General features: G+C 62.1%; 19 protein-coding genes. 6 read left to right on the plus strand and 13 right to left on the minus strand.

The window, feature by feature from the left end:
* Positions 1-125: 125 nt before the first annotated feature.
* The 7 genes from HMPREF1287_RS07050 to HMPREF1287_RS07080 all read right to left on the minus strand — a co-directional run bounded on the left by HMPREF1287_RS07050 (position 126) and on the right by HMPREF1287_RS07080 (position 10201).
* Positions 126-1331, minus strand: a complete 1206-nt coding sequence (locus HMPREF1287_RS07050) for a glycoside hydrolase family 76 protein (RefSeq protein WP_005285000.1) — start codon at positions 1329-1331, stop codon at positions 126-128.
* Between the two features lie 53 nt (positions 1332-1384).
* A complete protein-coding gene (locus tag HMPREF1287_RS07055; protein ID WP_034654487.1) occupies positions 1385-2194 on the minus strand; it encodes a TrmH family RNA methyltransferase in 810 nt (269 codons plus the stop codon).
* 4 nt (positions 2195-2198) lie between these two features.
* Complete coding sequence (gene pyrE / locus HMPREF1287_RS07060; protein ID WP_023018033.1) at positions 2199-2753, minus strand: orotate phosphoribosyltransferase; 555 nt, start codon at positions 2751-2753, stop codon at positions 2199-2201.
* A gap of 77 nt (positions 2754-2830) precedes the next feature.
* Positions 2831-4906 carry a hypothetical protein gene (locus HMPREF1287_RS07065; protein WP_034654490.1) on the minus strand — a complete coding sequence of 692 codons (2076 nt, stop codon included), beginning with the start codon at positions 4904-4906 and terminating at the stop codon, positions 2831-2833.
* A gap of 70 nt (positions 4907-4976) precedes the next feature.
* Positions 4977-5834 carry a sulfurtransferase gene (locus HMPREF1287_RS07070; protein WP_023018035.1) on the minus strand — a complete coding sequence of 286 codons (858 nt, stop codon included), beginning with the start codon at positions 5832-5834 and terminating at the stop codon, positions 4977-4979.
* 44 nt (positions 5835-5878) lie between these two features.
* Positions 5879-8434, minus strand: a complete 2556-nt coding sequence (clpB, locus tag HMPREF1287_RS07075) for an ATP-dependent chaperone ClpB (RefSeq protein ID WP_023018036.1) — start codon at positions 8432-8434, stop codon at positions 5879-5881.
* Positions 8435-8824: 390 nt separating this feature from the next.
* Positions 8825-10201: a sodium/glutamate symporter gene (locus HMPREF1287_RS07080; protein WP_023018037.1), complete on the minus strand. Its 1377-nt coding sequence runs from the start codon at positions 10199-10201 to the stop codon at positions 8825-8827.
* A 131-nt stretch (positions 10202-10332) separates the two neighbouring features.
* Here HMPREF1287_RS07080 and HMPREF1287_RS07085 point away from each other — a divergent pair, with 131 nt between their 5' ends.
* Positions 10333-11676 (plus strand): NAD(P)-binding domain-containing protein, encoded by a 1344-nt coding sequence (locus HMPREF1287_RS07085; protein WP_023018038.1) that lies wholly within the window; start codon positions 10333-10335, stop codon positions 11674-11676.
* Positions 11677-11788: 112 nt separating this feature from the next.
* Complete coding sequence (locus HMPREF1287_RS07090; protein WP_023018039.1) at positions 11789-13021, plus strand: FAD-binding oxidoreductase; 1233 nt, start codon at positions 11789-11791, stop codon at positions 13019-13021.
* Here the strand turns inward: HMPREF1287_RS07090 and HMPREF1287_RS07095 are convergent.
* Positions 13018-13833 carry a carbon-nitrogen hydrolase family protein gene (locus HMPREF1287_RS07095; protein ID WP_023018040.1) on the minus strand — a complete coding sequence of 272 codons (816 nt, stop codon included), beginning with the start codon at positions 13831-13833 and terminating at the stop codon, positions 13018-13020. The two genes, HMPREF1287_RS07090 and HMPREF1287_RS07095, sit on opposite strands and share 4 nt — an antisense overlap.
* A gap of 91 nt (positions 13834-13924) precedes the next feature.
* Here HMPREF1287_RS07095 and HMPREF1287_RS12150 point away from each other — a divergent pair, with 91 nt between their 5' ends.
* Both HMPREF1287_RS12150 and HMPREF1287_RS07100 read left to right on the plus strand, forming a co-directional pair.
* Positions 13925-14188, plus strand: coding sequence for a hypothetical protein (locus tag HMPREF1287_RS12150; RefSeq protein WP_232218832.1), 264 nt, complete (start codon positions 13925-13927; stop codon positions 14186-14188).
* On the plus strand, positions 14185-15363 hold the full coding sequence (locus tag HMPREF1287_RS07100) for an alpha/beta hydrolase (protein ID WP_023018041.1): 1179 nt from the start codon (positions 14185-14187) through the stop codon (positions 15361-15363). Before HMPREF1287_RS12150 ends, HMPREF1287_RS07100 begins: the two co-directional genes overlap by 4 nt.
* 43 nt (positions 15364-15406) lie before the next feature.
* Here HMPREF1287_RS07100 and HMPREF1287_RS07105 read toward each other — a convergent pair whose 3' ends face one another.
* The 5 genes from HMPREF1287_RS07105 to dnaK form a co-directional block, all read right to left on the minus strand.
* On the minus strand, positions 15407-16927 hold the full coding sequence (locus HMPREF1287_RS07105; protein ID WP_023018042.1) for an aldehyde dehydrogenase family protein: 1521 nt from the start codon (positions 16925-16927) through the stop codon (positions 15407-15409).
* A gap of 457 nt (positions 16928-17384) precedes the next feature.
* Positions 17385-17927, minus strand: a complete 543-nt coding sequence (locus HMPREF1287_RS07110; RefSeq protein WP_005279393.1) for a heat shock protein transcriptional repressor HspR — start codon at positions 17925-17927, stop codon at positions 17385-17387.
* A 20-nt stretch (positions 17928-17947) separates the two neighbouring features.
* On the minus strand, positions 17948-19153 hold the full coding sequence (gene dnaJ / locus HMPREF1287_RS07115; RefSeq protein WP_005279391.1) for a molecular chaperone DnaJ: 1206 nt from the start codon (positions 19151-19153) through the stop codon (positions 17948-17950).
* 98 nt (positions 19154-19251) lie between these two features.
* Complete coding sequence (grpE, locus tag HMPREF1287_RS07120; RefSeq protein WP_005279390.1) at positions 19252-19974, minus strand: nucleotide exchange factor GrpE; 723 nt, start codon at positions 19972-19974, stop codon at positions 19252-19254.
* Entirely contained in the window at positions 19974-21836 is a 1863-nt protein-coding gene (gene dnaK / locus HMPREF1287_RS07125) for a molecular chaperone DnaK (protein ID WP_005279388.1), read from the minus strand. Before dnaK ends, grpE begins: the two co-directional genes overlap by 1 nt.
* Positions 21837-22341: 505 nt before the next feature.
* Between dnaK and HMPREF1287_RS07130 the strand changes: the two genes are divergently transcribed.
* Both HMPREF1287_RS07130 and HMPREF1287_RS07135 read left to right on the plus strand, forming a co-directional pair.
* Complete coding sequence (locus HMPREF1287_RS07130; protein WP_023018044.1) at positions 22342-22563, plus strand: hypothetical protein; 222 nt, start codon at positions 22342-22344, stop codon at positions 22561-22563.
* Positions 22564-22801: 238 nt separating this feature from the next.
* Positions 22802-23980 carry a histidine kinase gene (locus HMPREF1287_RS07135; RefSeq protein WP_023018045.1) on the plus strand — a complete coding sequence of 393 codons (1179 nt, stop codon included), beginning with the start codon at positions 22802-22804 and terminating at the stop codon, positions 23978-23980.
* The last annotated feature ends 56 nt before the right edge of the window (positions 23981-24036 follow it).

The raw sequence follows: 24036 nt of genomic DNA on the forward strand, positions 1-24036 counted from the left end.
AATTATGCCCACATTTCCGGAATCCCGCCGTAAAATTTCTGTGACATTTCCTGTGTTTACAGTTTAACTCTCACAATGCCGCGCCCCGCACAACAAACCCCGCAGCGAAATGATCAACGGCGAGGTTAAGCGCGGCCCGACTTTTCGTGCAGGTCACGAGCCACCCGGGCGCACGCCTCCAACAGCATCCAGCCAGACAGCTGCACGGATAGGTCGCGCTCATCCACGCGAATAATGCCCATCTTTTCACTCACGGTGGTGTGCCCGAAGCCGTAGTTGTGGGGAAGCCGGGCATCGGCAGTCCAGTCAGAGCCAAAAATTGGCAGGCCATCAACCTCGAGCCGGTGCTCCCACACGGATTCGGCAGACGCCATAACCATCCGGGTCGCTAGCTTCTTGGTAGCCCGGTTGGCGGGCGAATCCCCGGGCAGGCGCACGGCGACATCGGCAAGATAGCGCATCAGGATGCCCTTAAACAGGCCGCCGTCACCATCACCGGTCTCCCAATCCACGACGCCGGAGGGAGTCGCCATGCCGGAAGCAATAGCCTGCACCAAGCCACGGATTTTGATGATGTAGCTCATCATCTCGGAAGCCAGCTCGGCCTCGTAGACGTTGTCGATCTGCTCCAGCTTGCCGATGCTCGACTCCTCCCGCATCGCCAACACAATCTCCAGGCATGCCCCGAGCATCACGCCCTGGCAGTACGGGTGGACTTGTTTGACGATCTCGGGGCCATCCATGCGCATGCGCACGCCGTCCATGATGAAGCCGTCTTCGTTGACCAAATTATCGTAAACCCAGTCAACGATGCGGCGGGCCGCGGTGATATCTCCCATCCGCGCGAGCATGATGGCTCCGGGCCCGTTAGCCGGCACGTTCATGAAGTTCTCGCCATCGCGCCACGGCAATATCCCCAGCGAATCATCGAGCCCCTCGGTGATATTGCGCTGCAAAGATGCCAATGCCTTGGGCGGTTTCATCTTCTTCACCTCGCCCACACGCCCGAAAGCAAGCGCGAGCCAGGCCTTGTCATCGAAGTACTTATTCTTGGTCAGCTGCGTCAGGTTCCGGACGCGAATCCCGCGCGTGGTGTCAAGGATGCGCTGGCGGAGGACCTTGGTGTTCTTCCGCTCCGCGGCATCGACGAGGCAGTCGAGGTAGTGCGCTTGCCACCAGTAATGCCAGTGCACGAGGAGCTTTTCTTTCGTGGTGGGCGGCCAGCTGACGATGGCGAGGTTGGTTCGCGGCAGGCCCCATACGGAATGCGCATGGCGCTCATCGATGGCGGTTTCCGCGAGTTCGGCGCGGTGGGCCCACTTTTCTTCCACGTTTTCTTTATCACTCCAGTAGCAAGGTTTATTACAGTTAGTGTAACGATCTCTTACCAGGAATTGTTCAGATCGGCGTGCTGCCGGATCCAGGCATGCATGGCGATGCCCGCGGCCACGCCAGCGTTGATGGACCGCGTGGAGCCAAATTGCGCGATGGAGCAGGTCATGAGGGCGGCGTCTTGCGCGGCGGCGCTTACGCCGGGGCCTTCTTGCCCGAATAGCAGCAGGCTGCGTTCCGGTAGTTCGGCGGTTTCGAGGGGCACGCAACCGGGGGTGTTATCAATGGCCACGACCGTCAGGTCTTCCTCGGCCGCCCAGGCAATGAGCTTATCGACGCTCTCATGATGCCGCAGATGCTGATACCTATCCGTCACCATGGCACCGCGGCGGTTCCACCGCCGCCGCCCCACGATGTGAACGGTATCGACGGCAAAGGCGTTGGCGGTGCGCACGACGGTGCCGATATTGGCGTCATTTTCAAAGTTCTCGATGGCGATATGCAGGCTGTGCCGCCGCTTATCGATGTCCCCCTTAATCGCCTCCCTCCGCCAATACCGATACGCGTCGACGACATTGCGCCGGTCGCCCTCGCGCAGCAGCTCCGGATCGTATTTGTCCGCCCCCGGGCCTTCCGGCCAGGGCCCTTCCCAGGGCCCCACGCCGTGCCGGCCTTCATTCCACTCGGTCGGTCCCTTCGCCTCCTCGGGCTGCTCTCGCTGTTCTCGCTGCTCCTGCTGCGCAGCACTCTCGCCCTGCGCGGCCCGCGCAGTACTCTCGCCGCGCGCAGTCTGTTCGGCCGACTCGGCGCGCACAGCCTCGCCCGCTGGCTCGACCTGCCCGACCTGCGCATCCTGGTCCATCTCGTTACGCGAGTCCAAGATCGTCCAAGCCAAGCAGGGAACGGTACTCAAGGCCCTCGGCCGAGATGACGTCCTCGGCGCCGGTAGCACGGTCAACGACGGTAGCCACGCCGACCACCTCTGCCCCGGCCTCGCGCAATGCGGCGACTGCCGTGAGCGGCGAGTTGCCGGTCGTGGTGGTGTCCTCGACGACCAGCACCTTCTTTCCAGCCACATCCGCGCCCTCGATGCGGCGCTGCATGCCGTGCTTTTTGGCCTCCTTGCGCACGACGAAGGCGTCGATATCGCGGCCATCGGCATGCATGACGGAGGTCGCTACCGGATCCGCGCCAAGGGTGAGGCCTCCCACGGCCGCGAAATCCCAATCGGCGGTGAGCTCGCGGAGCAAGGATCCGATGAGGCGGGAGGCTTCGTGGTGTAAGGTCGCGCGGCGCAAATCAACGTAGTAATCGGCCTCTTTGCCCGAGGACAAAGTCACCTTGCCGTGCACAACGGCAAGCTCCTTGACCAGTTCCGCGAGACGCTTCTTCTTGTCTTCTTGCAGGTGCACTTTAATCATCGCATTGCTCCTTCTTTAGAGTTTTCTTCGGCATATGAGGAAAGTCCTGGCTATGTGGGCCAACGCAACATTCTAGGCTACTCCCCCTGCCGCGGCCCCGAGTCGTCGTGGCGGTCTTTATCGCGTGCAGCGGCTGGGCCACTGGTGTTTCTGGAACGACCTCGAGAAGAATCTCTAGATGGGCCCGTGGACGAGCCTTCGGCTGAACCTTCGGCCGCGTCTTTGGCCGCGTTCTTGGCCGCGTCTTTGGTCATATCTTTCGCCGCGTCTTTGCCCGGGCCTGGGGAGGCATCGCCGAGGCCGCCGCTGAAAGAGCCGCCAAAAGCGCTGCCAAAAGTGTCACCGAAGATGGAAGCCTCCCCGAATTGCCGGCGCGGCAGGCGGGCGGCGCCTGAATCGGGGGTGGGGCGCTCATTGCCATCGGCAATGGCATCGACCTCGTCCGCCCCAATCGCCGTGTGCTCAACCGGGCCGCGGGTCTCGGAGTACGTGCGCGACGGCATATCCAATGGTTCCTCCGGCCTTTGGATCACCGGCCGGGAAAACTCCGGCTGCCCCACCGACGTTGTGCCTCCCACTGCTTCAACCACAGGCGCGGCGGGGATTTCCCTGGCTGGGTCTAGGTCCTCGAAGTGAATGGTGTGCACGGAGGAGGAGCGGGGTGGGAGGACGCGGGCGGCATCGGCAAGCAATGCCAAGGGCGGGAGCATTGCTTCCCAATCCGCGGTGCGCGAATGCTTGGTGGTTTGCGCCAAAACCCACTCGGTCTCCAGCCACAGCGCCGACACCACTTCCGGTATGCGCTGCAGCGCGATGCGCACGCGCTCGTCCACCATCCGCTCCGTCACGCCGCGATCGGAGGAATATACCTCAAACCCCTCGATGTTCATGGCCAAAAGCAGGTCCTCCGACATCTCGGGCTCTTGGCTGTCGAAGCGCTGGAAATCAATGACCACATCCGATGCCGCCCCCGTCCTCATCGCCATCACATTGACGCCGTCGATATCCATCAGCAGCATTTCGTGGCCGTACACGTTGCCGGCGACGATGTCTTTCGGCGCGGCGCCAGAGGAGGCGACTCCCCTCGTCCATTCATCGACAAGGTACTGGTCCGACTTCATGTACTCAAAGCCCCGGGTTTCCGCCCAATTCTTGCGCTCCCGGCGAATGGTGCCAGGGATAAGCGGCCGAGGCCTCCCCACAGGTTTAGGCTTCGCGTGAGCTTCCGGTTGCTCTTCAGTTCCCTTCTGGCCCGCCTCGTCGGAGGAGGCATCCGCATCCGATTCCGTATCTTCAGCTGAGTCCGCAGCAGGGTGAATGCCAGAGCCTGCGCCAGTTTCCGCGGCCTTTTCAGTGTTGCCTGCGGTGTGAGCACTGTCGACGCTCTCGTTAGTGCCGTCAGTGTCGTTGCTGTCGATACTGCCGTTGCTGCTGGCCCTGCCGGCACCGTCTGCGCCGGATGCAGGGCCTGCGGTTGTGGCGTCGGTTGTGTTGCCCTTTACGACATCATTTTCCGAAAGAGCTTCGGACTCGCTGGCACGGCGGGTGTCGCTGGCGCTGCGGTGCGCATCGTCTGCAGTGCGATGGTGACGCCCTGAAGAGGTAGCGGAGGAAGAATCGGATTCAATATCGGGGGACGGCGAGTACTTTGCCGCGAAACTGGAGGAGGATTCAGCACCGGCTTCATCTTCAGGTTCTGCGACCGCATCGGTGTCTGGGGCGCCTTCGGTGTCCGCAGTGCCTTCGGTGTCTGGGGTGCCTTCGGCATCCTGGTCACTGCCGTCAGCATGGTCAGTGTCGTCCGTGTGGTCAGTGTGGTCCGTGCGATCAGTGTCGGTAGCTGCGCGGAAGGGCGCGCCCTGGTCTTCCCGAGTGCCCAATTCTACCCAGGTGTCCTGGTCTCCTTGGGCGTCCTGGTCTTTCCCGTTGTGTTGGGGCTTCTCGCCTTGAGATTGTTCCGCCGCCGAATTATCGGAATCGCCTGCAGCGGTGTCCTGCCGCTGGGTATCCGTGTCGTGGTGGAAATCGGTGTCCTGCTGGGATGCGGTGTCTCGCTGGGCATCGGTGGCGCGCTGCGTGCGGTCGTAGTACAGCAAAAAGCCACCGGCGATGCCGAGTACGAGCGCGAAAATCAGGAGTAAAGAAGCCATCATCTCCCGATAATAATAGGTACCGGCACCCCACGGTGCCGGTACCAGTCGGAGTCGGAGCGATTAATTGGGATTAATCGTTAACCGAGGTCCTATCCCCGCGTTCCACCGGGTTGGTCGGGTCTGCAGACCACTGCGACCAGCCGCCGATGTAGTGGCGCAGGCCGGTGAATCCGGCGTCTTCCATCGCCGCGAGGGCCAGCGCGGAGTGGTTGCCCGAGCCGGAATAGATGATTGCGTCCTTGGTGTTTTCCTGGGTCAATCCGGCCGCGGCCAGCACCTCACGGATTTCATCCGGAGACTTCAACGTGCGCACCCCATCGTTGTGGAAGAGGCGCTCGGGAATATTGACCGCACCGGGGATGTGGCCTGCCTTCAAATCTAGGTTTTCGCGGCGACCGGCAAAGCGGTTGCTGGAGCGTGTATCGATGAGGACGCCATCATGCTTGCGGACGTCATCAATCGTGGCGGTAGGTAGCTGGCCGGGAGTGACCTCGAACGTCGAGCCGACCGCAATATTGCCCGGGCCCGTGAGAGTCTGGTAACCGTGCGCGAGCCAGTTTTCCAGACCGCCGTCGAGGATGCGCACATCCGTCAGGCCTGCCCAGCGCAGCGTCCACCACGCGCGGCCGGCGAACAGCCCGCGGCCCTCGTCATAGACCACCACGGGGCGGTCTTCCTGCAGGCCCCAAGAACGGATCCAGGACTGCAACTTGTCTTCATCGGGAAGCGGGTTGCGGCCATTGCGCGAGCCGGGAAGGCCGACGAAGGCCGCGCCGGTATCGCCGAAAAGCGCGGTGGGGATGTGCTGGGATGCAAAGTCGATGAAGCTCTGGCCCGTCTTGGGCTGCCAGTGGGTGCCGAGGAGGGTGAAACGATCGCCGTGGTAGATGGATTCTTTGAGTTCCTGCGGGGAAACTAAAATGCTCATGCCTTCCAGTCTAAAGGCATGAGCATTATTTTTCGCCCGGTAATTTAGCGAGCGGAGATATCCAGCTCCGCACCGCCATCGGCGACGTCGACGTGGACGGTATCGCCATCGGCAATATCGCCAGCCAAAAGCTTCTTCGCTAGCTTGTCACCGATAGCCTGCTGGATGGTCCGGCGCAGCGGGCGGGCACCGTAGGCGGGGTCATAGCCGCGGTCGGCCAACCAGGACTTGGCGGAATCGGATACCTGCAGCGTCAAGCGGCGGGCCTCCAGGCGCTCGGTGAGACCGCGCAGCTGGATGTCCACGATGCCGCGCAGCAGCTCCTCCGACAACGGCTCGAACATCACCACATCATCGAGACGGTTGATGAACTCCGGCTTAAAGGCCCGCTTTACGGCCTCCATCGTCTCGTCCCTCGTACCGCCGGCGCCCAGGTTGGACGTTAGGATAATGACGGTATTGCGGAAGTCGACGGTGCGCCCCTGGCCATCGGTAAGCCGCCCCTCATCCAGGACCTGGAGGAGGACGTCGAAGACGTCGGGGTGGGCCTTTTCCACTTCGTCGAAAAGCACGAGCGTATAAGGCCGACGCCGCACGGCCTCGGTGAGCTGGCCACCGGCTTCGTGGCCGACGTATCCCGGAGGGGCACCGACGAGCCGGGAGACGGAGTGCTTCTCGCCATACTCGGACATATCGATGCGCACCATGGCGGATTCATCGTCGAAGAGGAAGTCCGCCAGCGCCTTCGCCAGCTCCGTCTTACCCACGCCGGTGGGGCCGAGGAAGAGGAAGGAGCCGGTCGGGCGGTTGGGGTCAGCCACGCCCGCGCGGGAGCGACGCACGGCATCGGAAACAGCGGTCACGGCCTCGCGCTGGCCGACGACCCTCTCACCCAACACCGATTCCATGTTCAGCAGCTTCTCGGTCTCGCCCTGCAGCATCTTGCCGGCGGGAATGCCGGTCCACGCGGAGACGACCTCCGCGATGGTATCCGGGCTGACCTCCTCATCCAGCATGGTATTGCGCTGGGCAGCGGCCTTTTCCTCGGCTGCTGCCAGGTCCTTTTCCAGCGGCGGTATCTTGCCGTAGTTGATCTCGGAGGCTAGGGCGAGGTCGCCGTCGCGCTCGGCAATTTCTGCTTGGCGGCGGAGATCGTCGAGCTCCTCCTTAATATCCTGCACGTCATCGATGGCCTTCTTCTCGTTGACCCAGCGCGCCTTGAGCTCGCCGAGTTTTTCGCGCTGGTCCGCGAGCTCGCCTTGCAGGGCGGCCAGGCGGTCCTTGGAGGCGGCGTCGGATTCCTTCTTCAGCGCGAGCTCCTCGATCTCCATGCGGCGAACGATGCGCTCGAGCTCATCGATTTCCTGCGGCGAGGAGTCGATTTCCATGCGCAGACGGGAGCCAGCCTCATCGACTAGGTCGATGGCCTTGTCCGGCAGGAAGCGGTTGGTGATGTAGCGGTTCGATAGCTCCGCTGCAGACACCAAGGCGGAGTCCATGATGCGCACGCCGTGGTGCACCTCGTAGCGCTCCTTGAGCCCGCGCAGGATACCGATGGTGTCTTCCACGGACGGCTCTGCGGCGTAGACCTGCTGGAAACGGCGCTCGAGGGCGGCGTCCTTTTCGATGTACTTGCGGTACTCATCCAGCGTGGTTGCACCGACGAGGCGCAACTCACCGCGGGCCAGCATGGGCTTAATCATGTTGCCAGCATCCATGGAGCCTTCGCCGGTAGCGCCGGCGCCGACGATGGTGTGCAACTCATCGATGAAGGTGATGATTTCGCCCTCAGATTGCTTGATTTCATCCAGCACAGCCTTAAGGCGCTCTTCGAACTCGCCGCGGAACTTGGCGCCGGCGACCATGGAGCCGAGATCCAGGCTGATAAGCGTCTTGCCCTTCAGGGACTCGGGGACGTCGCCAGCCACGATGCGGCGGGCTAGGCCCTCAACGATCGCAGTCTTGCCGACGCCCGGTTCACCAATCAACACCGGATTGTTCTTCGTCCTGCGCGAGAGCACCTGGACGACGCGCCGGATTTCCTGATCGCGCCCGATGACCGGGTCGATCTTCCCTTCGCGCGCCCGCGCGGTGAGGTCGGTGGCGTACTTTTCCAGGGCCTGGAATTGGTCCTCCGGGTTCTCCGAGGTCACCTTGGCGGCCCCGCGCACGGAGGGGAAGGCGCCCTTGATGGCGTCGTAGGTTGCGCCGCGGCCGGTCAGCAACTCGGCGGCGTCGGTCTTCGAACCGGCGATGGCGGCGAGGAGGACTTCGGTGGACACGAACTCATCGCCAAGCTCGCCCGCCAATTCCTGCGACTTGGTCAGTACGTTTAAGCCATCCCGGTTGAATTGCGGGTTGGACATATTGGAGCCCTCGGCGCTGGGGTAAGAGTTAACCAGCTCGCGCGCTTCCTTCAGCACGGTATCCGGGTCAACGCCGGTGGCCTTGAGTACCGGCGCGGCGATGCCGCCTTCCTGCCCAAGGATGGCAGCCAGCAGGTGCGCCGGCCGAATATCCGGGTTGCCATTCGCGGAAGCGGTCTGCAGGGCTTCCTGCAGCGCCTCTTGTGTTTTGGTGGTGGGGTTAAAAGAACTCATGTGTACGTTTCTCCTTCTAAGATTTATTCGTCCATTTTAAGGATTCACTTGGTATAACGCACATAAAGTTGAGCCTATTCCACTCAACCCAAATTTTTTGAGTCACCCCGGCTCAACTTCCCACGCTATGCTCCTCAGCTCTGCCGCCATGCAGCAAAAGTTCTACCCAAGTCCTGCCGGCATAGGAGTGAGCACGCCGCACTGCCGAGGCTGGGTTCAAACCGGGTTCCAGCGAGGCAGAGAGTTTCCGGCCGACAACCTCCATGAGGCGGGAAGTTTGCAGCCGACGGCCTGAGCGTGACGGAGCCCCAGCAGGGCGCGGCACGACAAAGCCGGGCCACCACACCAAAAGTATGGAAGCCCGGCTTGCGGAGGGTGGATTTGTGAAGGCTAGGTTTCTTGTTTCTGCCCCACGTGGCCGATGCCCTCTTTGAAAATCGTGCCGCGCGGCGGAAGCAGGCCCATGAATTTGAATGTCAGGTACACACCGATGGAAATGGCCAGCGAGACGGCACCGAACGCGCCGGTAAATCCGTACATCACAGCCATCGGCGCGATAATGGTCCACGAAATCTCGAACGGGCCGAAGCCGATATAGGCCATGCCGTATTCAGATAGCGTGCCGGATTTCAGCTTCGGGTCGACGATCTTGAGCACGGCGATGCCGGTAGCAACGGTGGCCGTCGCCCAGCCCCAGCCGAAGATACCGCGCTCGATCCAACGCTCGCCAAAGAACTCGGCGGGGAACCACATCAGGAAGAAGCTACAGAAGATGGTGCCCAAAATAAACAGCACCAGCAGCGCCTGCCAGTAGGAAGCGATAGCAGCAGGAACGATGGCGGCCACACCGAAGGCAATGAGGTAGTCGGTAGCAGCACCGGAGATGGAGGATACGGAATCCTTATCCAGATAATCCTCGGCGCCGACGAAGTTCATGATGGCGCGGAAGATGAGGCCGATAACCATGGACATCGCAAAGAGCGGGATCGAGACGTTTTCCCAAATGCTGGAAATGCCCTTATTGACGCCGTAGGCCGTCATAACCGTGAGGATGATGAAGCCAAAGTGCAGCGCTAGCGGCTCGATGGAAGAAGGGTTGGTGGTGGCGCGACCAAGGGAGGGGCGATCAGCCAGGTTCTTGATGTAGCCGCGGCGAATCTCTTCCGGCAGCTCCTTGGGCACGTAGGACACCTTGCCCTTACGGATACCCCAGTTACCAGCAATAACGCCGCCGATAATCGCGGCCAGCGTGCCGACGGTCGCAGAAGTAAAGCCCAACGACGACGCCGCCTCGGCACCGACGCCCTCCAGCGCGCCACCCACAGCTGCGGCCGTGCCGAAGCCGCCGGTAAAGCCAACCGGCAGCATCATGCCGAACCAGTTGGGGGTATCAAAGACTGGGGCGAAAAAGAGCAGGCCGAGCACGATGAACAGGCCCCACTGGCCGGTAAACATCATGGTGGAAAAGCCCCACATATTGCGCGCGCCTTTGCCCATGTTGCCGCCGACTTCCATGGAATAGGCCATCGAGGCAAAGACCACGGCAATGAGGATGGAGGTGTAATCGCCGAGGTTATCGGAGAAATTAATCCAGCCCAGCACGTTGGGCCCGACGAACAGGCCAAGCAGGCCAGCGGTAATGGGGGCAGGCAGCAATAAGTCCTGGAAGATGAACTTCACTTGGTGGCGCAAAATATTGCCGATGACCATGAGTAAGGAAATCCAACCCACGTCCAGCATGAGCGTATAAGCGGAAAAATCTTCCATGGGAATCCTTTCTAGCTGTGCAGTTATGACAGGCCGCTCACTTGTAGAGAGCTCGCAGATAAAAAGTACATTACCTATCATGTAGTGAGCCACAACATACGGCGCATTTTCACCCCCGCTACAATGGCACGGTGGAGCACTACCTCAGCATCATCATCGGCGCGGGCCAGGCAGGCTTGGCGACGGCCCACCAGCTCACCTCCCGCGGCCTTGTCCCCGCCCAAGACTTTCTGCTTATCGATGCCAACCCCGCCCCCGGCGGCGCCTGGCGTCACCGGTGGGATTCCCTAACGCTGGGAAAGGCCCACAACATCGCGGATCTGCCGGGCATGCCCGCCCCGCTTGCCGATGCCTCCTCCCCCGCCTCCCACGTAGTCGCCTCCTACTACGGCGCTTACGAGGACAAATTCCAGCTGCGACCCTACCGCCCGGCGCGCGTCCGCAGCGTACGCCCCCTGCCCGGCACGCACAGCGCGCGCAATCTCCACGGCGCGCTCGGCCCGCGCGATGAGCGCGCAACAGAGAACCCAGACGAGCCACGCAGTGCGCACGCCTCGCACGACGAGCCCGAGCCGCGCGGCGCGTTTCTCGTGACGTTGGAGTCCGGCGAGCAGTTTTCCGCGGACACCATCGTCAACGCCACCGGCACGTGGGATAGGCCGTATATTCCTTATATTCCGGGCATCGGCAGTTTCGGCGGGCGCCAACTGCACACTAAGGATTATTCGGCGGCGGAGGATTTTGCAGGCCAGCACGTGTTGGTCGTTGGCGGCGGGCTATCCGCGGTGCAGTTTTTATTGGAGCTTGAGGGCATCGCGCAAACCACTTGGGCCACGCGGCGGGCGCCGGATTTTACGAATACGGAGTTCGATAAGCAGTGGGGTTTGGATGTGGAAGAGAAGGTCCGCGAGCGGGTCTTTAGCGGCAATCCACCGGCCTCGGTGGTCTCGACCACCGGGATTCCGCCCTGGCAGGAATACCTGGATGCGGTAGAGCGCGGCGTTTTGGTCTCGCGCGGCATGTTCAATGCCATCGATGCGACCGGCGTGCGGTTTGGCGAGGCTGCGACGAGCAGCAGGACTGCGGCGAGCGACGGGGCGGCCACGGGTGGCAGGGCTGCGGCGAGCGATGAATCTGCGGCGCACCGTGAGACGGTGGCGGACGGCGACGGTGCTGTGAGCGGTGGGTTTGTGGGGGCATCGGAAAGCGGGGCGGCATGGCAGCCCTACCCTGCGGGCACGCATCTGGCGGTGGACGTCATCTTTTGGAATACCGGTTTTCGTCCGGTACTCGACCACCTGGCGCCGTTGCATTTGCGCTCGCGCAAGGGCGGGATTGTCATGCGTAACGAGGTCTCGCCTGCCGCGAACCCGCGGGTTTTCCTCGCCGGATATGGATCGACCGCCTCGACGGTGGGGGCGACGCGCGCGGGGCGCTTGGCTGCGCGCGAGGTTATGAAGGTGCTGGGACTGTAGCGCGGGGACGATAGAGCAGGCGCCGATGGAGCGGGCGCCGCTCCCCACCAAAAGGCAGGCGCGGGGTGAAAGTGCGAAATAGAGGCAAGCAAGCACACTAGAATGGGAAAACATGTGGGAATTGGGCGAGCACTTCCGAAAGTACGCAGACGACTACCGCGATGCGGTGCATGAGCAGTTTTTCCTCATGGTGCCGGAGGCGCGGCAAGTCTTTTCCCTTTCTATGCAGGACACCCACCGGTCCATGGTGCACGCATTGGCGTGGATGATTGAACACGCGGAACCCAGCAGCGCCGGCGCGGGGGCGGGAGTTGGAGCTGCGTTGCCTGAGGCCGTCCGGGAGAAAATCGCGCAGCTCGGCCGCGATCACCGCAGGCACGGCTTCCCGGCAGAGGTGTATGCACGCTTCGAGGAGGCGCTCATCAAAGGCCTGCGGGTATTGGCGCTGACGCGGTACCAATACGACTTCGCCAGCGCCGTCATCCACGAGGTCTGCGCGGAGATGGCCACCGCGGCGCGCGAGGCGGACCTGGCCGGGGAGGCGCCGGCGTATTCGGGGCAGGTGGTTGCGGTGGAGCGGCCGACGCGCGAAACCGCGGTCATTCGCGTGGAGGCGGGGATGCCCGCCGACTTCGAGCCGGGGCAGTATTTCCCCGTCACCACCCAGTACCTTCCCGGCCAATGGCGCATGCTCACCCCAGCCCAGCCAAGCGATGCCACCGGCCAGCTGGTCTTCCACGTCGCCGCGGTGGGCGCGGCTTCGCGGTCGCTTGCGCATACCAAGCCGGGCGATTGGTGGACTTTGGGCCGGCCCACCGGGTCCATCTGGCAGGACCTGCGCGCGTTGCGCGGCGGCAGGTTGGTCATCGTAGCCTATGGCACGGGCTGGGCGGCGGCGCGGTGCTTGGCGCTAGCGGCGCGCCAGGCCGCGGATGCGGGCGAGGAGGGACTCGCGAAGAACCTGGACCTGCAGATTTTTGCCGTTGCGGATAGCCCCGGCGCGCACTATGACACGCATTTCCAGCAGAACCTTGCGGCCCTCTACCCCGATCTCAGCCTGCGCCGCATCATCCGGCAAGAAAACGACCCGTGGTTGCTGGGCGCACGGCCGCTTGCCGATGCCGCCACCCACACCCTCTCCCCCGACCCGACCGATGTAGTAGTCAACGAGGCCGAGTTATCCACAGGCACGCCCACTTACTTCGCCCTCTTCGGCAGCGCCGAGGAGGTAGCGGAAGGAAGGAGGGGATTGGAGAAAAGGGGCATCGGCAAGCAGTGGATCTTAAGCCACAGCTGGGGCCGCGACCGGGAGTGGCTGCCGGAGGATTATGCGGCGCAGTCTTAGTCGTTAAGCTCTAGCACCGGCAGGGAGCGGCGCGTCTTCGCTACTTCGTGCGGGTCGATATCGGCGTAGAGGATCTCGTCTTCGTAGCCGGCTTCTGCCACGCGCACGCCGTTGGGATCGACGATGGTGGAGTGCCCGATGCCGGTCGGGCCCGAGGGAGAACCGGCCTCCGCGTTGCCGCCCGGGCGCGATTGGCCCGCGGCGAGAATATAGCTGGTGGAATCCAGCGCCCGCGCCGCCGTGAGCAGGCGCCACTGCTCCAGCTTGCCGGGGCCATCCGCCCAGCTGGTGGGCACGACGATGAGCTGTGCGCCCTCTCGTGCCAGGTCCTTGAACTGCTCCGGGAAGCGGATATCGTAGCAGACCACGACGCCGACGGTAAGGTCATCGACGTCAAAGGTCACCAAGGACTCCCCAGGCTGCACCGTATCGGATTCGCGGTAGTCAAAGGCATCGTAGGTGTGGATTTTCTCGTAGCCGCCCAGCACGCCAGGGCCCGCGACGAGCGCGGTATTGGATACGCGGTTGATGGTCTTGTCCTCGCGCTCGACGGTATCGGCGGGGCAGAACATGCCGACGACGACGGTGACCTCCAATTCCTCCGCGGCTTCCTGAATCGCGGTGGCGAACGGGCCTTCGAGGTTCTGCGCCTGCTCGTCCAGGCGGCCCGAGCGGAAGTTCTGCGAGGTGGCCTCGGGCAGCACGATAAGGCGCGCGCCCGCCGCCGCGGCCTCGCGGATTTTATCCAGGGCTAGTTCTTGGTTTTCCTCGATGCTGCCGGTAGACGTCAATTGCACTGCTGCTACTTTCATAAATCCCAACTTAGTGCAGCGTCACCTAGTTATCCACAGGTTGGCGGTTTTGCCCTCGCGGCCACAGCCCGCAGCGGCCACGCTTAAGGGCATGAGTTATGTAGATATTCCTGAACACCTTCCCGCACATGTACGCACGTTGAGGGCGCGGCCGGCGGCGGCGTTGCCGGGGGCGCACTTAAGCGTGGCCTCTCGGACGTCCGCTTCCCTCCAGCGCGCGGTGGCGCAATGGTCTGAGACGCAGCAGCTTAGCGATGCCACCGTTTCCCAGCACCTGCGCAGCCTCCACGACTTTCTGGATCGCGCCCGCGCGCTCGATTCCTCACTGGCTGCGAACTTGGGGAGGGCGCGATGAATTTATCGACTGCCCTGCGCCACAGCGCCGCGCAGCTGGCCGCGGACCGCGCTGGCCTGCACACTCACTACCTGGACTCGCACCACGATTGGCGGTCGCTATCGCTGGGTGGGCCCGCGGGTGTGGCGGCGCGCTCCGGTTTAGCCGAGGCCACCGAGTGGCTGAGTAGCCCCCTTGGGCAGATGGAGCGGGTCATCGAGGTACTCGACCGGCATGCGGACCTGCAGGCCTGGCGCGAGGAGGTGGAGGCGCGGATCATTTCCTTTTTGGGCAAGGTCGACGAGCTTTCTGGGCCCGCCGCGCTAGCCGGTGCCGTGCAACTGCGGGAGGTGCGCGCGCTTGGCGATGCCCTCGATTGGCTCTGTTCCCAAGAAATCGACGCCCTCTGCACGCCCGCCGGGGCGGAACCGCCTAAGCGGCTGGAGGATTTTGCCGATCTTCCCCTCGATACCATCCACGAGATTAACCTCGCCCAGGCCAGCGACCGCGTGGCGCAGCTGGCCGCGGATAATCCCGATATGCGCATCGTGGAAACTAGCCCTGGCCGGTTGGTAGCACTGGTGGATCCTGAGGGCTTTCGCACGGAGCCTGCGTCCGTGACCACGTTTGTCGAAGGCGTGCATTCCTCCGACCCCACCACCTGGCAGCGCGCCGTGGACCGTGGCCGCAATATTGCTAAGGCGAGTGGTGGTCCTGCCGCCGTGTGGTTGGGTTACCAGGCGCCGTCGAGTTTGCCGCGCGCCGTGCACGCCGATCCCGCGCGGGCGGCGGGGCAGGAGCTGGTGCGGTTTCAGCGGGGCATCGGCAAGCGGTATCCAGGTGCGAAACGAACGGTGGTGGGCTATTCCTATGGCTCCGTCGTGACCGGATACGCGGCGCGCGAGGAGGACATCGCCTCCGATATTGTGCTCGTGGGAAGCCCCGGTACTAGTGCCCAGCATGCCGGCGAGCTGCACGGCACCGTGTGGGCGGCGACCAATGACAATGACCCCATCGCTATCGCGACGGGGCCACTTAGCGGGATCCACGGCCCGGATCCCACCACCCAGTCCTTTGGTGCCACTCCCCTGCCCGGCGCGGATGGCCTACCCGGGGACCACGGGTCTTATTGGGAGGACCCGCAGTTCCTGCGCGGTTTGGGCACGGTGGCCGCCCCGGAACCCAGGCCGGATTAGCGTTGGGCTGGGCAGCGCGGGGGCGTGGGAGCGTGGGGCGGGTTTAGAAGAGTCCTGCGGGGACGTCGGAGTACGAGACCAGCATGTTCTTGGTTTCCTGGTAGTGGCCGAGCATCATCAAGTGGTTCTCGCGGCCCAGGCCGGATTCCTTGTAGCCGCCGAAGGCGCTGTGTGCTGGGTAGTCGTGGTAGTGGTTGACCCACACGCGGCCGGCCTGAATATCGCGCCCGGCGCGGTAGCAGATGTTTTGTTGGCGCGACCATACGCCGGCGCCGAGGCCGAAGTTGGTGGTATTCGCGATCTCGATGGCCTCGTCGTAATCCTTGAAGGTCGCCACAGAGAGCACTGGCCCGAAGATCTCCTCCTGGAAGATGCGCATCTCGTTGCTGCCCTTAAAGACCGTGGGCTCGATGTAGTAGCCGTTTTCGAGGCCCTCGACCTTGTTCACGTGGCCGCCGGTGAGCGTTTCCGCGCCTTCTTCTGGGCCGATCTTGAGGTATTCGGTGATCTTGTCCATCTGCTCCTGAGAGGCCTGGGCGCCCATCATGGTTTCGGTATCCAACGGGTGGCCGATCTTGATCTTCTTGACGCGTTCGATGGCGAGCTCCAAGAACTTATCAGCAATATCCTCATGGACCAGCGCGCGCGATGGGCAGGTGCAGACCTCGCCCTGGTTGAGGGCGAACATGACGAATCCCTCGACGCACTTTTCTAGGTAGGAGTCATCTTCATCCATGATGTCTTTGAAGAAGATGGACGGCGATTTGCCGCCGAGTTCCAGGGTGACCGGGATGACCTTGTCCGCGGCGGCCTTATTGATGAGCTTGCCCACCGGGGTGGAGCCGGTGAACGCGATCTTCGCGATGCGATCCGATCCCGACAATGCGGCTCCAGCTTCCTCGCCCACGCCGTTGACGATATTGAGCACGCCGTCTGGGAGGAGGTCGCCGATGATATCCATGAGCAAGAGGATGGATGCTGGCGTTTGCTCCGCAGGCTTGAGCACGATGCAGTTACCGGCGGCCAGGGCCGGTGCAATCTTCCAGGAGGCCATGAGCAGCGGGAAGTTCCACGGGATGATCTGGCCGACCACGCCGAGTGGCTCGTGGTAGTGGTAGGCCACGGTGTCTTCGCTGATCTGGGAGAGGCGGCCCTCCTGTGCGCGGATGGCGCCCGCGAAGTAGCGGAAGTGGTCAACGGCCAGCGGGATATCGGCGGCCAAGGTCTCGCGGACGGCCTTGCCGTTTTCCCAGGTCTCCGCAACGGCAATCTTTTCGAGGTTTTCTTCAATCCGGTCCGCGATGCGGTGCAACAAGAGCGCGCGCTCTGCTGGCGTGGTCTTGCCAAAGGTAGCAAACGCCTTTTCCGCGGCGTCGATGGCTGCATTGACATCGGCTTCCTTGCCGCGGGCCACCTGACAAAATACCTCGCCGGTCACGGGGCTGATGTTGTCCATGTATTCGCCATCGACTGGCGGTACCCACTTACCGCCAATGTAATTGTCATAGCGGTCGCGGTAGTTGACGATGGCCCCTTCGGTTCCGGGTGCTGCGTACAAAGTCATGATGGTGGTGTCCTCTCGTGCAGAAATCTCGACTGTGGCTCTTGCCAGACGTGGTCCTTGCCGGGTATGGCTCGGACCACTGCAGGCGCTCTACCGTGGCGTATCTCACCTGCTTTCCGGCCATAGTAATGCACTTTTTCGCATCTCGCACAAAATAGGGGTGAGAAATTAACATTTCTTCACAGGCCAAAGTCCGGTTGTGCGGGCGCGACATTTCCGGGGTGAAGGCGTAGCGACTGCGAGAGGACGCGGGAACGGGTAGGCGCCGATGGGCACCGAGAGGGCTCCCGCGAATGCGCCGAGAGAGAGAGCACCGAGGGAGGAACCGCGGAGGTGAAGGACTTTTGGACAGAGATAAACCCTCCATACCTGTGCGGGCGCTATGTCCTGGCAAAGGTATGGAGGGTTTTAAGTTGAGGTTTCTCGTCCGCAGGACGAATTAGGCGGTTTAGCCGGTTTAGCCGCCGTTGTTTCGGCGATTGCGTTTGCGGTCGCGCGCGGTGCGCGGGCTCCACATCACCACGGAGGTAGACCGCGGGACGTGGACGAGCTCACCGCTGCGTTGAGAACGCAACGAGACCTGCGAGCCTTGCGGGCCTTGGGCGCCGCGGGTGTGCTGCCCCTGTGCTTGGGGATGTTGTGCTTGGGGGTGCTGCGATCCCGAGCGCTGCCCGGCGGCGAGTTGGTCGCGGAGGGCACGGACTTCATCGGCAAGCGCATCGCGTTCAGCCTCGAGCTGGTCGCGTTCCTCGGTTAGCTCGATGATGGATTTGATGCCGGCGAGATTGACGCCATCGTCTTGCGAGAGCGCCTGAATCTTGCGGAGCAGTTCAATATCGCGATCCGAATAACGGCGGCCGCCGCCCCGGGTGCGGGCCGGGGAGACCAAACCCATGCGGTCATAGGTGCGCAGGGTTTGGGCGTGCATCCCGGAAAGCTCGGCGGCCACGGAAATGACGTAGACCGCAGTAGCGGAGCCTTCTGCCTTTCCAGTACTCATTGTGCAATGCACCTCCTGCCTTAATTGCTCTCCGCGCCGGCCCAGCCTGCGCGGGGATTAAAGCCAGAGTCCTTTTCGGCTTGTGCATAGGTACGCAGGGCGCTGGAGGCCGCAGCATCGAGCTTGGAAGGCACGGTGACCTGCACGCTCACCAAGAGGTCGCCGGCCTTACCGGCGCGCTTGGCAATGCCGCGCCCACGCACGCGCAAGGTGCGACCATCCGGGGTACCGGCGGGGATCTTCACACGGACCGGGCTGTCCAAGGTGGGAACCGTGATGGTGTCACCAAGGGCGAGCTCGGCAAACGAGACGGGGACGGTGATGTGGATATCGTCGCCATCGCGGGTAAAGACCTTGTCGGGCTTAACGGTGACCGCAACGAAGAGGTCACCGGCCGGGGTACCGTTCGGGCCAGCCTCGCCTTGGCCGGCGATGCGGACCTTTTGGCCGTCGATGACGCCGGCGGGGATGCGGACCGTGATATTCCGGGTACGGTGCACCGTTCCGGTGCCGTTGCAATCCGAACATGGATCTGGGATGCGGCGGCCCGTGCCATCGCAATCCTTGCACGGGGCGGAAAAGCCGAAGGCACCGCGGTTTTCCGAGGTGTACCCGGAGCCATTGCAGGTCCCGCACGTTGAGGTCTTGCCGGAGGAAGAACCCGAGCCGTGGCACGTGGTGCACGGCGCATTACCGCTTAAGGCCAGCGGGATGGTGGTCCCCTTGGCGGCCTCGCGGAAATCGAGGGTTATTTCCGTTTCGACGTCGGCCCCCCGCGACGGTTTAGCTGAGTGGCCAGCACTACCGCTGCGGTTGAAAACGCTACCGAAGATATCCCCAAAACCGCCGCCTTGAGACGATCCTCCAGTGGCTCCTCCGAAGAGGTCCGAGAGGTCGAAGTCTTGCGCACCTTGTCCACCCATGTTCGTGGATCGAAACCCGCCGGGAAAGCCGGCGCCTCCGTTCCGTCCAAAGCCGCCGCCATTGCGCAGCATGGCCTTGAACTGGTCGTATTCTTTGCGCTCGGAGGCATCGGAAAGCACATCGTATGCTTCCGCAACCCGCTTGAACCGGTCCGCTGCCGCGGGGTCATCGGGGTGGGTATCGGGGTGGTTTTCGCGGGCAAGCTTGCGGTACGCGCGCTTGATCTCGCTTTGGTCTGCGGACGAGGAGACCCCCAGATCCGCATAATAATCTTTGTCTGCCCATTCGGGTTTAGCGCTCACTGGGCATCTCCTCCTTTCAAGAAGAATCGGTTGTAGTTAGTAAAAAGGGCGCCAGGGGAAGTTGATTCAGTCAGTTCCCAAGGCGCCCTTTTCCCGGATTAATCGGCTTGTTCGGTGCCTTCCGAACTGCCGGAGTCCTCACCGGGGTCCGCGATGATGACCAGCGCGTTGCGCACCAGCCTCTCGCCTACGCGGTAGCCCTGGCGCAGCACGGTGCCAAGCACCTGCTCATCGCCGGAGGACAAATCCTGCACGGCCTCGTGCATCTCTGGGTCGAAGGGTTCGCCCTCTTCACCAAAGGCGGTGAGGTTGTGCTGCTCTAGGCCCTTGCGGAGCTTATCCGCAACCGCCTTGAGCGGGCCCTCCAAGTCACCGTGCTGCTTGGCCAAATCGAGGTCATCAAGAACCGGCAGCAAGTCACTAATGACCTTTGCCTTCGCGGTCTCGATAACGGATTGGCGGTCACGCTCGGTGCGGCGGCGGTAGTTGGTGTATTCCGCATTCAGACGCTGCAGGTCTTCCGTGCGTTCTGCCAACTGCGCCTCCACATCGTTGGTGGCAGCGCCGGTGGAGGTGGGCTCGTCGCCCTCCGCCTCGGCCTCAACCTCATCGGCGTTGACATCCGCCAACGCGTCTTCGAGGTCAGCATCAAGGGTGGGATCCAACTTGGCTTCTTCGGAGGCATCAGCCTGCGCGTCGTTGGCAGCCTGTGCTTCCTCGGCCTTTTCGGCGGCAGCCTCAGCGCGGTCAGCCGAGGTAGCCTCCGGATCCGTGTTTTCCGGGTCGCCTGGGTTTTGCGGCATTCCGCTGTCCTGAGTCATTACTTGTCGCCATCCTTGTTGTCGTCGGAGTTCTCGTCTTCGTCCACAACTTCAGCGTCGACCACGTTCGGGTCGCCCTGTGCGGCGCCGGCATCGCCAGCACCCTCAGCGCCGCCCTCTGCAGCCTGCGCCTCGTAGATCTGCTTGCCCATCTCCTGGGATTCGGTGGACAGCTTCTCTACTGCGGACTTGATGGCATCAAGGTCATCGCCCTTCAGTGCCTCGTCGACGGCGTCAGCAGCCTCGGTGACCTTGGTCTTGGTGTCCTCAGAAACCTTGTCCTCGTTGTCCTCCAAGAACTTGCGGGTCTGGTAGGAGGTGGATTCTGCGTTATTGCGCAGCTCCTGCTCCTCGCGACGCTTCTTGTCTTCCTCAGCGTGCTGCTCGGCGTCCTTGACCATGCGGTCGATCTCTTCCTGGGAAAGGCCGGAGCCTTCCTGGATCTTGATGGTGTTTTCCTTGCCGGTGCCCTTGTCCTTGGCGGTCACGTGGACGATTCCGTTGGCGTCGATATCGAAGGTGACCTCAATCTGGGGCACGCCGCGAGGCGCCGGTGCAATGCCACCGAGTTCGAAGGAGCCCAACAGCTTGTTGGCGGTAGCCATCTCGCGCTCACCCTGGAAGACCTGAATCTGCACGGAAGGCTGGTTGTCTTCTGCGGTGGTGAAGGTCTCGGACTTCTTGGTCGGGATGGTGGTGTTGCGCTCGATGAGCTTGGTCATCACGCCGCCCTTGGTTTCAATGCCGAGGGAGAGCGGGGTGACATCGAGAAGCAGCACGTCTTTAACCTCGCCGCGCAGCACACCTGCCTGGAGGGCAGCACCGACTGCAACGACCTCGTCCGGGTTAACGCCCTTGTTCGGGTCCTTGCTGGTCAGTTCCTTGACCAGGTCAGATACGGCCGGCATACGGGTGGAACCGCCGACCAGCACGACGTGGTCGATATCGCCAACGGAAAGGTCAGCATCCTTGATGACCTGGTTGAATGGAGCCTTGGTGCGGTCCAGCAGATCCTGGGTGATCTTCTGGAACTCGGTGCGGGTCAGGGTCTCGTCCAAGAACAGTGGGTTCTTGTCGGAGTCAACGGTGATGTAAGGCAGGTTGATGTTGGCCTGCTGAGAGGAGGACAGCTCAATCTTGGCCTTCTCTGCAGCCTCGCGCAGACGCTGCACGGCGCGCTTGTCCTTGGTCAGGTCAACACCCTGGGAGCTCTTGAAGCGGTCAACCAACCAGTCAACGATGCGCTGGTCCCAGTCATCGCCGCCCAAGGTGTTGTCACCTGCGGTGGCCATAACCTCAACGACGCCATCGCCGATTTCCAGCAGGGACACGTCGAAGGTGCCGCCGCCCAAGTCGAAAACCAGGATGGTCTGCTCTTGCTCGCCCTTTTCCAGGCCGTATGCAAGTGCGGCCGCGGTCGGCTCGTTGACGATGCGCAGGACGTTCAGGCCGGCAATCTGGCCAGCTTCCTTGGTGGCCTGGCGCTGTGCGTCCTCGAAGTATGCAGGAACGGTAATAACGGCGTCCGTAACATCCTCGCCCAAGTAGGACTCTGCATCGCGCTTCAGCTTCATCAGCGTGCGAGCGGAAATCTCCTGGGAGGTGTAGTCCTTGTCATCAATGTTGACGGTCCAGTCAGTACCAATGTGGCGCTTGACGGAGCGGATGGTGCGGTCCACGTTGGTCACGGCCTGGTTCTTGGCGGACTGACCAACCAGGATTTCGCCGTTCTTCGCAAACGCTACAACGGAAGGCGTGGTGCGGGAGCCTTCGGAGTTAGCGATAACGGTGGACTCGCCACCTTCCAGTACGGAAACGACGGAGTTCGTCGTACCAAGGTCAATACCTACTGCGCGTCCCATGATTCTTTCTCCTTTTTATCGAGTACAGTTAATAAAGTTGATTGTCAGTGACTCAACTCTTCGTTGCGTCCTTGCGCTACTCTAACAGAACTTTAGCGCTCCTACACAAAACCTTGAGCCTGTGTCACTCAATCTTAACAACGGGCCACCCTGCAAAGTTATTCCTGCGGACTCAACTTTTTTAAAAATTCTCCCATTTCCCCAGCTAGGCAGGCCGCAAAGATGGCGCGACGTCCCAGCTGACCCGATAACACAGCACAGAAAAACTCTTTCCCCAGAGAGTCCCGCAGATCCCAAAATCGCCAACGCGGCACCCCAAAACGCCCCCAAGGAGCCCCAAAAAGTAACCCAAAGGTGGCCAAAAGTTACCAAAGAAAGGGGCACAAAGAGGATTGTCAGCCCTCACCCACTCGCAGATACTGGACACCACGGCAGCCACTGGTTGCTATCCAGAGAATGATTGTTGTGTAGATTCACTTCCCCACCGACATGAAAGGAAATGTCAATGCTCGATACCCTTGTACACCTCAGCTCCGCCGTTGACTTCGATACTGTCGTTAAGATCACCAAGGGCATTATTGGGCTGATTTCTCAGTCCGACTCCAACTCGGAGGGCCTGTCCTCTGTAGTTGAGGGGTTGTCCTCCCAGGGCAGCGTAGAGTCCACCACTGAGACCACCGCTGCGGCCGAAGAGGCTGCCACCACCGCCACCGCCGCAAACGCTTAAAACCTCGAACGCTTAAAACGCTCGGTAGCGTTTCACACTCCTTCGTGAAGACCAGCTAAACCTCCCTCACCTTCTGTGCCACTCAGCATTCGCTGCACAATTAAGCTGCACAAATAAGCAGCCAGAAGGTGCAGGGGTTTAACTGTTTTAGCACCCTATTTCTCAGATATGCGTTTGTATTTACACTAGACGCGCACGTCAACCTTCACCCCAGCGTCTAGAAAGCGAACTTCTCGCCGTGACCCACGCCCCTCGCCCGCCGCTGTATCACCGCCTCCGCTCGGCGATGACCCTCCAGCGCACCGCAGCATTAATCGCCGCACTGTGCGTAGCGCTTACCCTGCTCGCAGCGTTTCTCACCCCAACCGAGCATCAGCTTTCCGCGGCCATCATCGGGCTCGTCCTCACGGTGATCACCGCCTCCGTTTATCGCTACCCCAAGACCATGACGGTGGCGTTCCTGGGAATCTGGATCACTGCCATCCTCACGGTGGGCATCCCCTATGCCAGCTGCGTCTTCCTCGCCCCAGTCTTCCTCGCCGTCTTCGCGTTTCACGGCACTAGGTGGCAGACCTTCTTCCTCCTCTTGGCGTTTTGGGGCGTCGGCCTTATCGATCCTGGTACGCACCGGCTGGTTTTCCTCCCGGCGCCCGCGCTGGTCTGGGGCATGCTTTTGACTGTCAGCGCCCTTATCGGCGGCACGCTGGCGCATTCCGCCAAGCGCTACAAGAAGGCCATGGTGGAATGGAACAACGATGTCAAGCGCCGCCAGACCGACTTGGCGGAGACCCTCCACAATTCCGTGGTCTCCAGCCTGACGGTCAATACCATGCAATTAGAAGCCCTAAGCTTGGAATATGCCAACGATCCAGGACTTAGCCGGCGCCTTACTGAGCTTAGCGATGCCATGCGTGCCTCCATGTCCGAGGTCCGCGCGCTCACCAAGGTGCTGCGCACCAATATTGAGGGCGCGACCGAGGGCACCAGCCTTGGGACGATGGCCCCACCCACTAGCTTTGCCCAGTTGCTCAGCCGCGAGGAAGAGCGGCTCTCCAAGCTCAACCGGCGCCCGGTCGTCAATATCAGCGGGCACGATTTCTGCCCCGAATTTCCTCCCACGGTGCTCGAATCCATCGCCGCCATCACCACCGAGGCGTGCCTGAACGCTGTGAAGTACTCGCCGCCCGGTGCCGAGATTGTCATTTCGGCGCGGCCTCATAGGGGCTGGACGCAACTGAGGCTGAGCAATCCCATAGCCAAGCCCACGAACACGTCGGCAGAGACATCGTCAGGCATCGGGCTTTCATCCATGCAGCGCATCGCCGCGACTATCGATGCCAGGCTGGATACGAGGGGCATCGACAAGCGCTGGGAGCTCACCCTATCCCTGCCACCTTCGGCGCATAAGGCGCGTTAATTATGCCACGCCGCATGGCAGGCCCGCGCCCCCTTCAATTAAGCTATGCCTTGCTT

The organism is Corynebacterium sp. KPL1986 (assembly GCF_000477975.1).
Classification (GTDB): Bacteria; Actinomycetota; Actinomycetes; order Mycobacteriales; family Mycobacteriaceae; genus Corynebacterium; species Corynebacterium accolens.

Coding starts and splice junctions, on each gene's coding strand:
- pyrE (WP_023018033.1), bottom strand. CDS start 2,753: ATGATTAAAGTGCACCTGCAAGAAGACAAGAAGAAGCGTCTCGCGGAA.
- dnaK (WP_005279388.1), bottom strand. CDS start 21,836: ATGGGACGCGCAGTAGGTATTGACCTTGGTACGACGAACTCCGTCGTT.
- HMPREF1287_RS07065 (WP_034654490.1), bottom strand. CDS start 4,906: ATGATGGCTTCTTTACTCCTGATTTTCGCGCTCGTACTCGGCATCGCC.
- HMPREF1287_RS12150 (WP_232218832.1), top strand. CDS start 13,925: ATGAGTTATGTAGATATTCCTGAACACCTTCCCGCACATGTACGCACG.
- HMPREF1287_RS07070 (WP_023018035.1), bottom strand. CDS start 5,834: ATGAGCATTTTAGTTTCCCCGCAGGAACTCAAAGAATCCATCTACCAC.
- clpB (WP_023018036.1), bottom strand. CDS start 8,434: ATGAGTTCTTTTAACCCCACCACCAAAACACAAGAGGCGCTGCAGGAA.
- HMPREF1287_RS07105 (WP_023018042.1), bottom strand. CDS start 16,927: ATGACTTTGTACGCAGCACCCGGAACCGAAGGGGCCATCGTCAACTAC.
- HMPREF1287_RS07130 (WP_023018044.1), top strand. CDS start 22,342: ATGCTCGATACCCTTGTACACCTCAGCTCCGCCGTTGACTTCGATACT.
- grpE (WP_005279390.1), bottom strand. CDS start 19,974: ATGACTCAGGACAGCGGAATGCCGCAAAACCCAGGCGACCCGGAAAAC.
- HMPREF1287_RS07095 (WP_023018040.1), bottom strand. CDS start 13,833: ATGAAAGTAGCAGCAGTGCAATTGACGTCTACCGGCAGCATCGAGGAA.
- HMPREF1287_RS07110 (WP_005279393.1), bottom strand. CDS start 17,927: ATGAGTACTGGAAAGGCAGAAGGCTCCGCTACTGCGGTCTACGTCATT.
- HMPREF1287_RS07055 (WP_034654487.1), bottom strand. CDS start 2,194: ATGGACCAGGATGCGCAGGTCGGGCAGGTCGAGCCAGCGGGCGAGGCT.
- HMPREF1287_RS07100 (WP_023018041.1), top strand. CDS start 14,185: ATGAATTTATCGACTGCCCTGCGCCACAGCGCCGCGCAGCTGGCCGCG.
- HMPREF1287_RS07080 (WP_023018037.1), bottom strand. CDS start 10,201: ATGGAAGATTTTTCCGCTTATACGCTCATGCTGGACGTGGGTTGGATT.
- HMPREF1287_RS07090 (WP_023018039.1), top strand. CDS start 11,789: ATGTGGGAATTGGGCGAGCACTTCCGAAAGTACGCAGACGACTACCGC.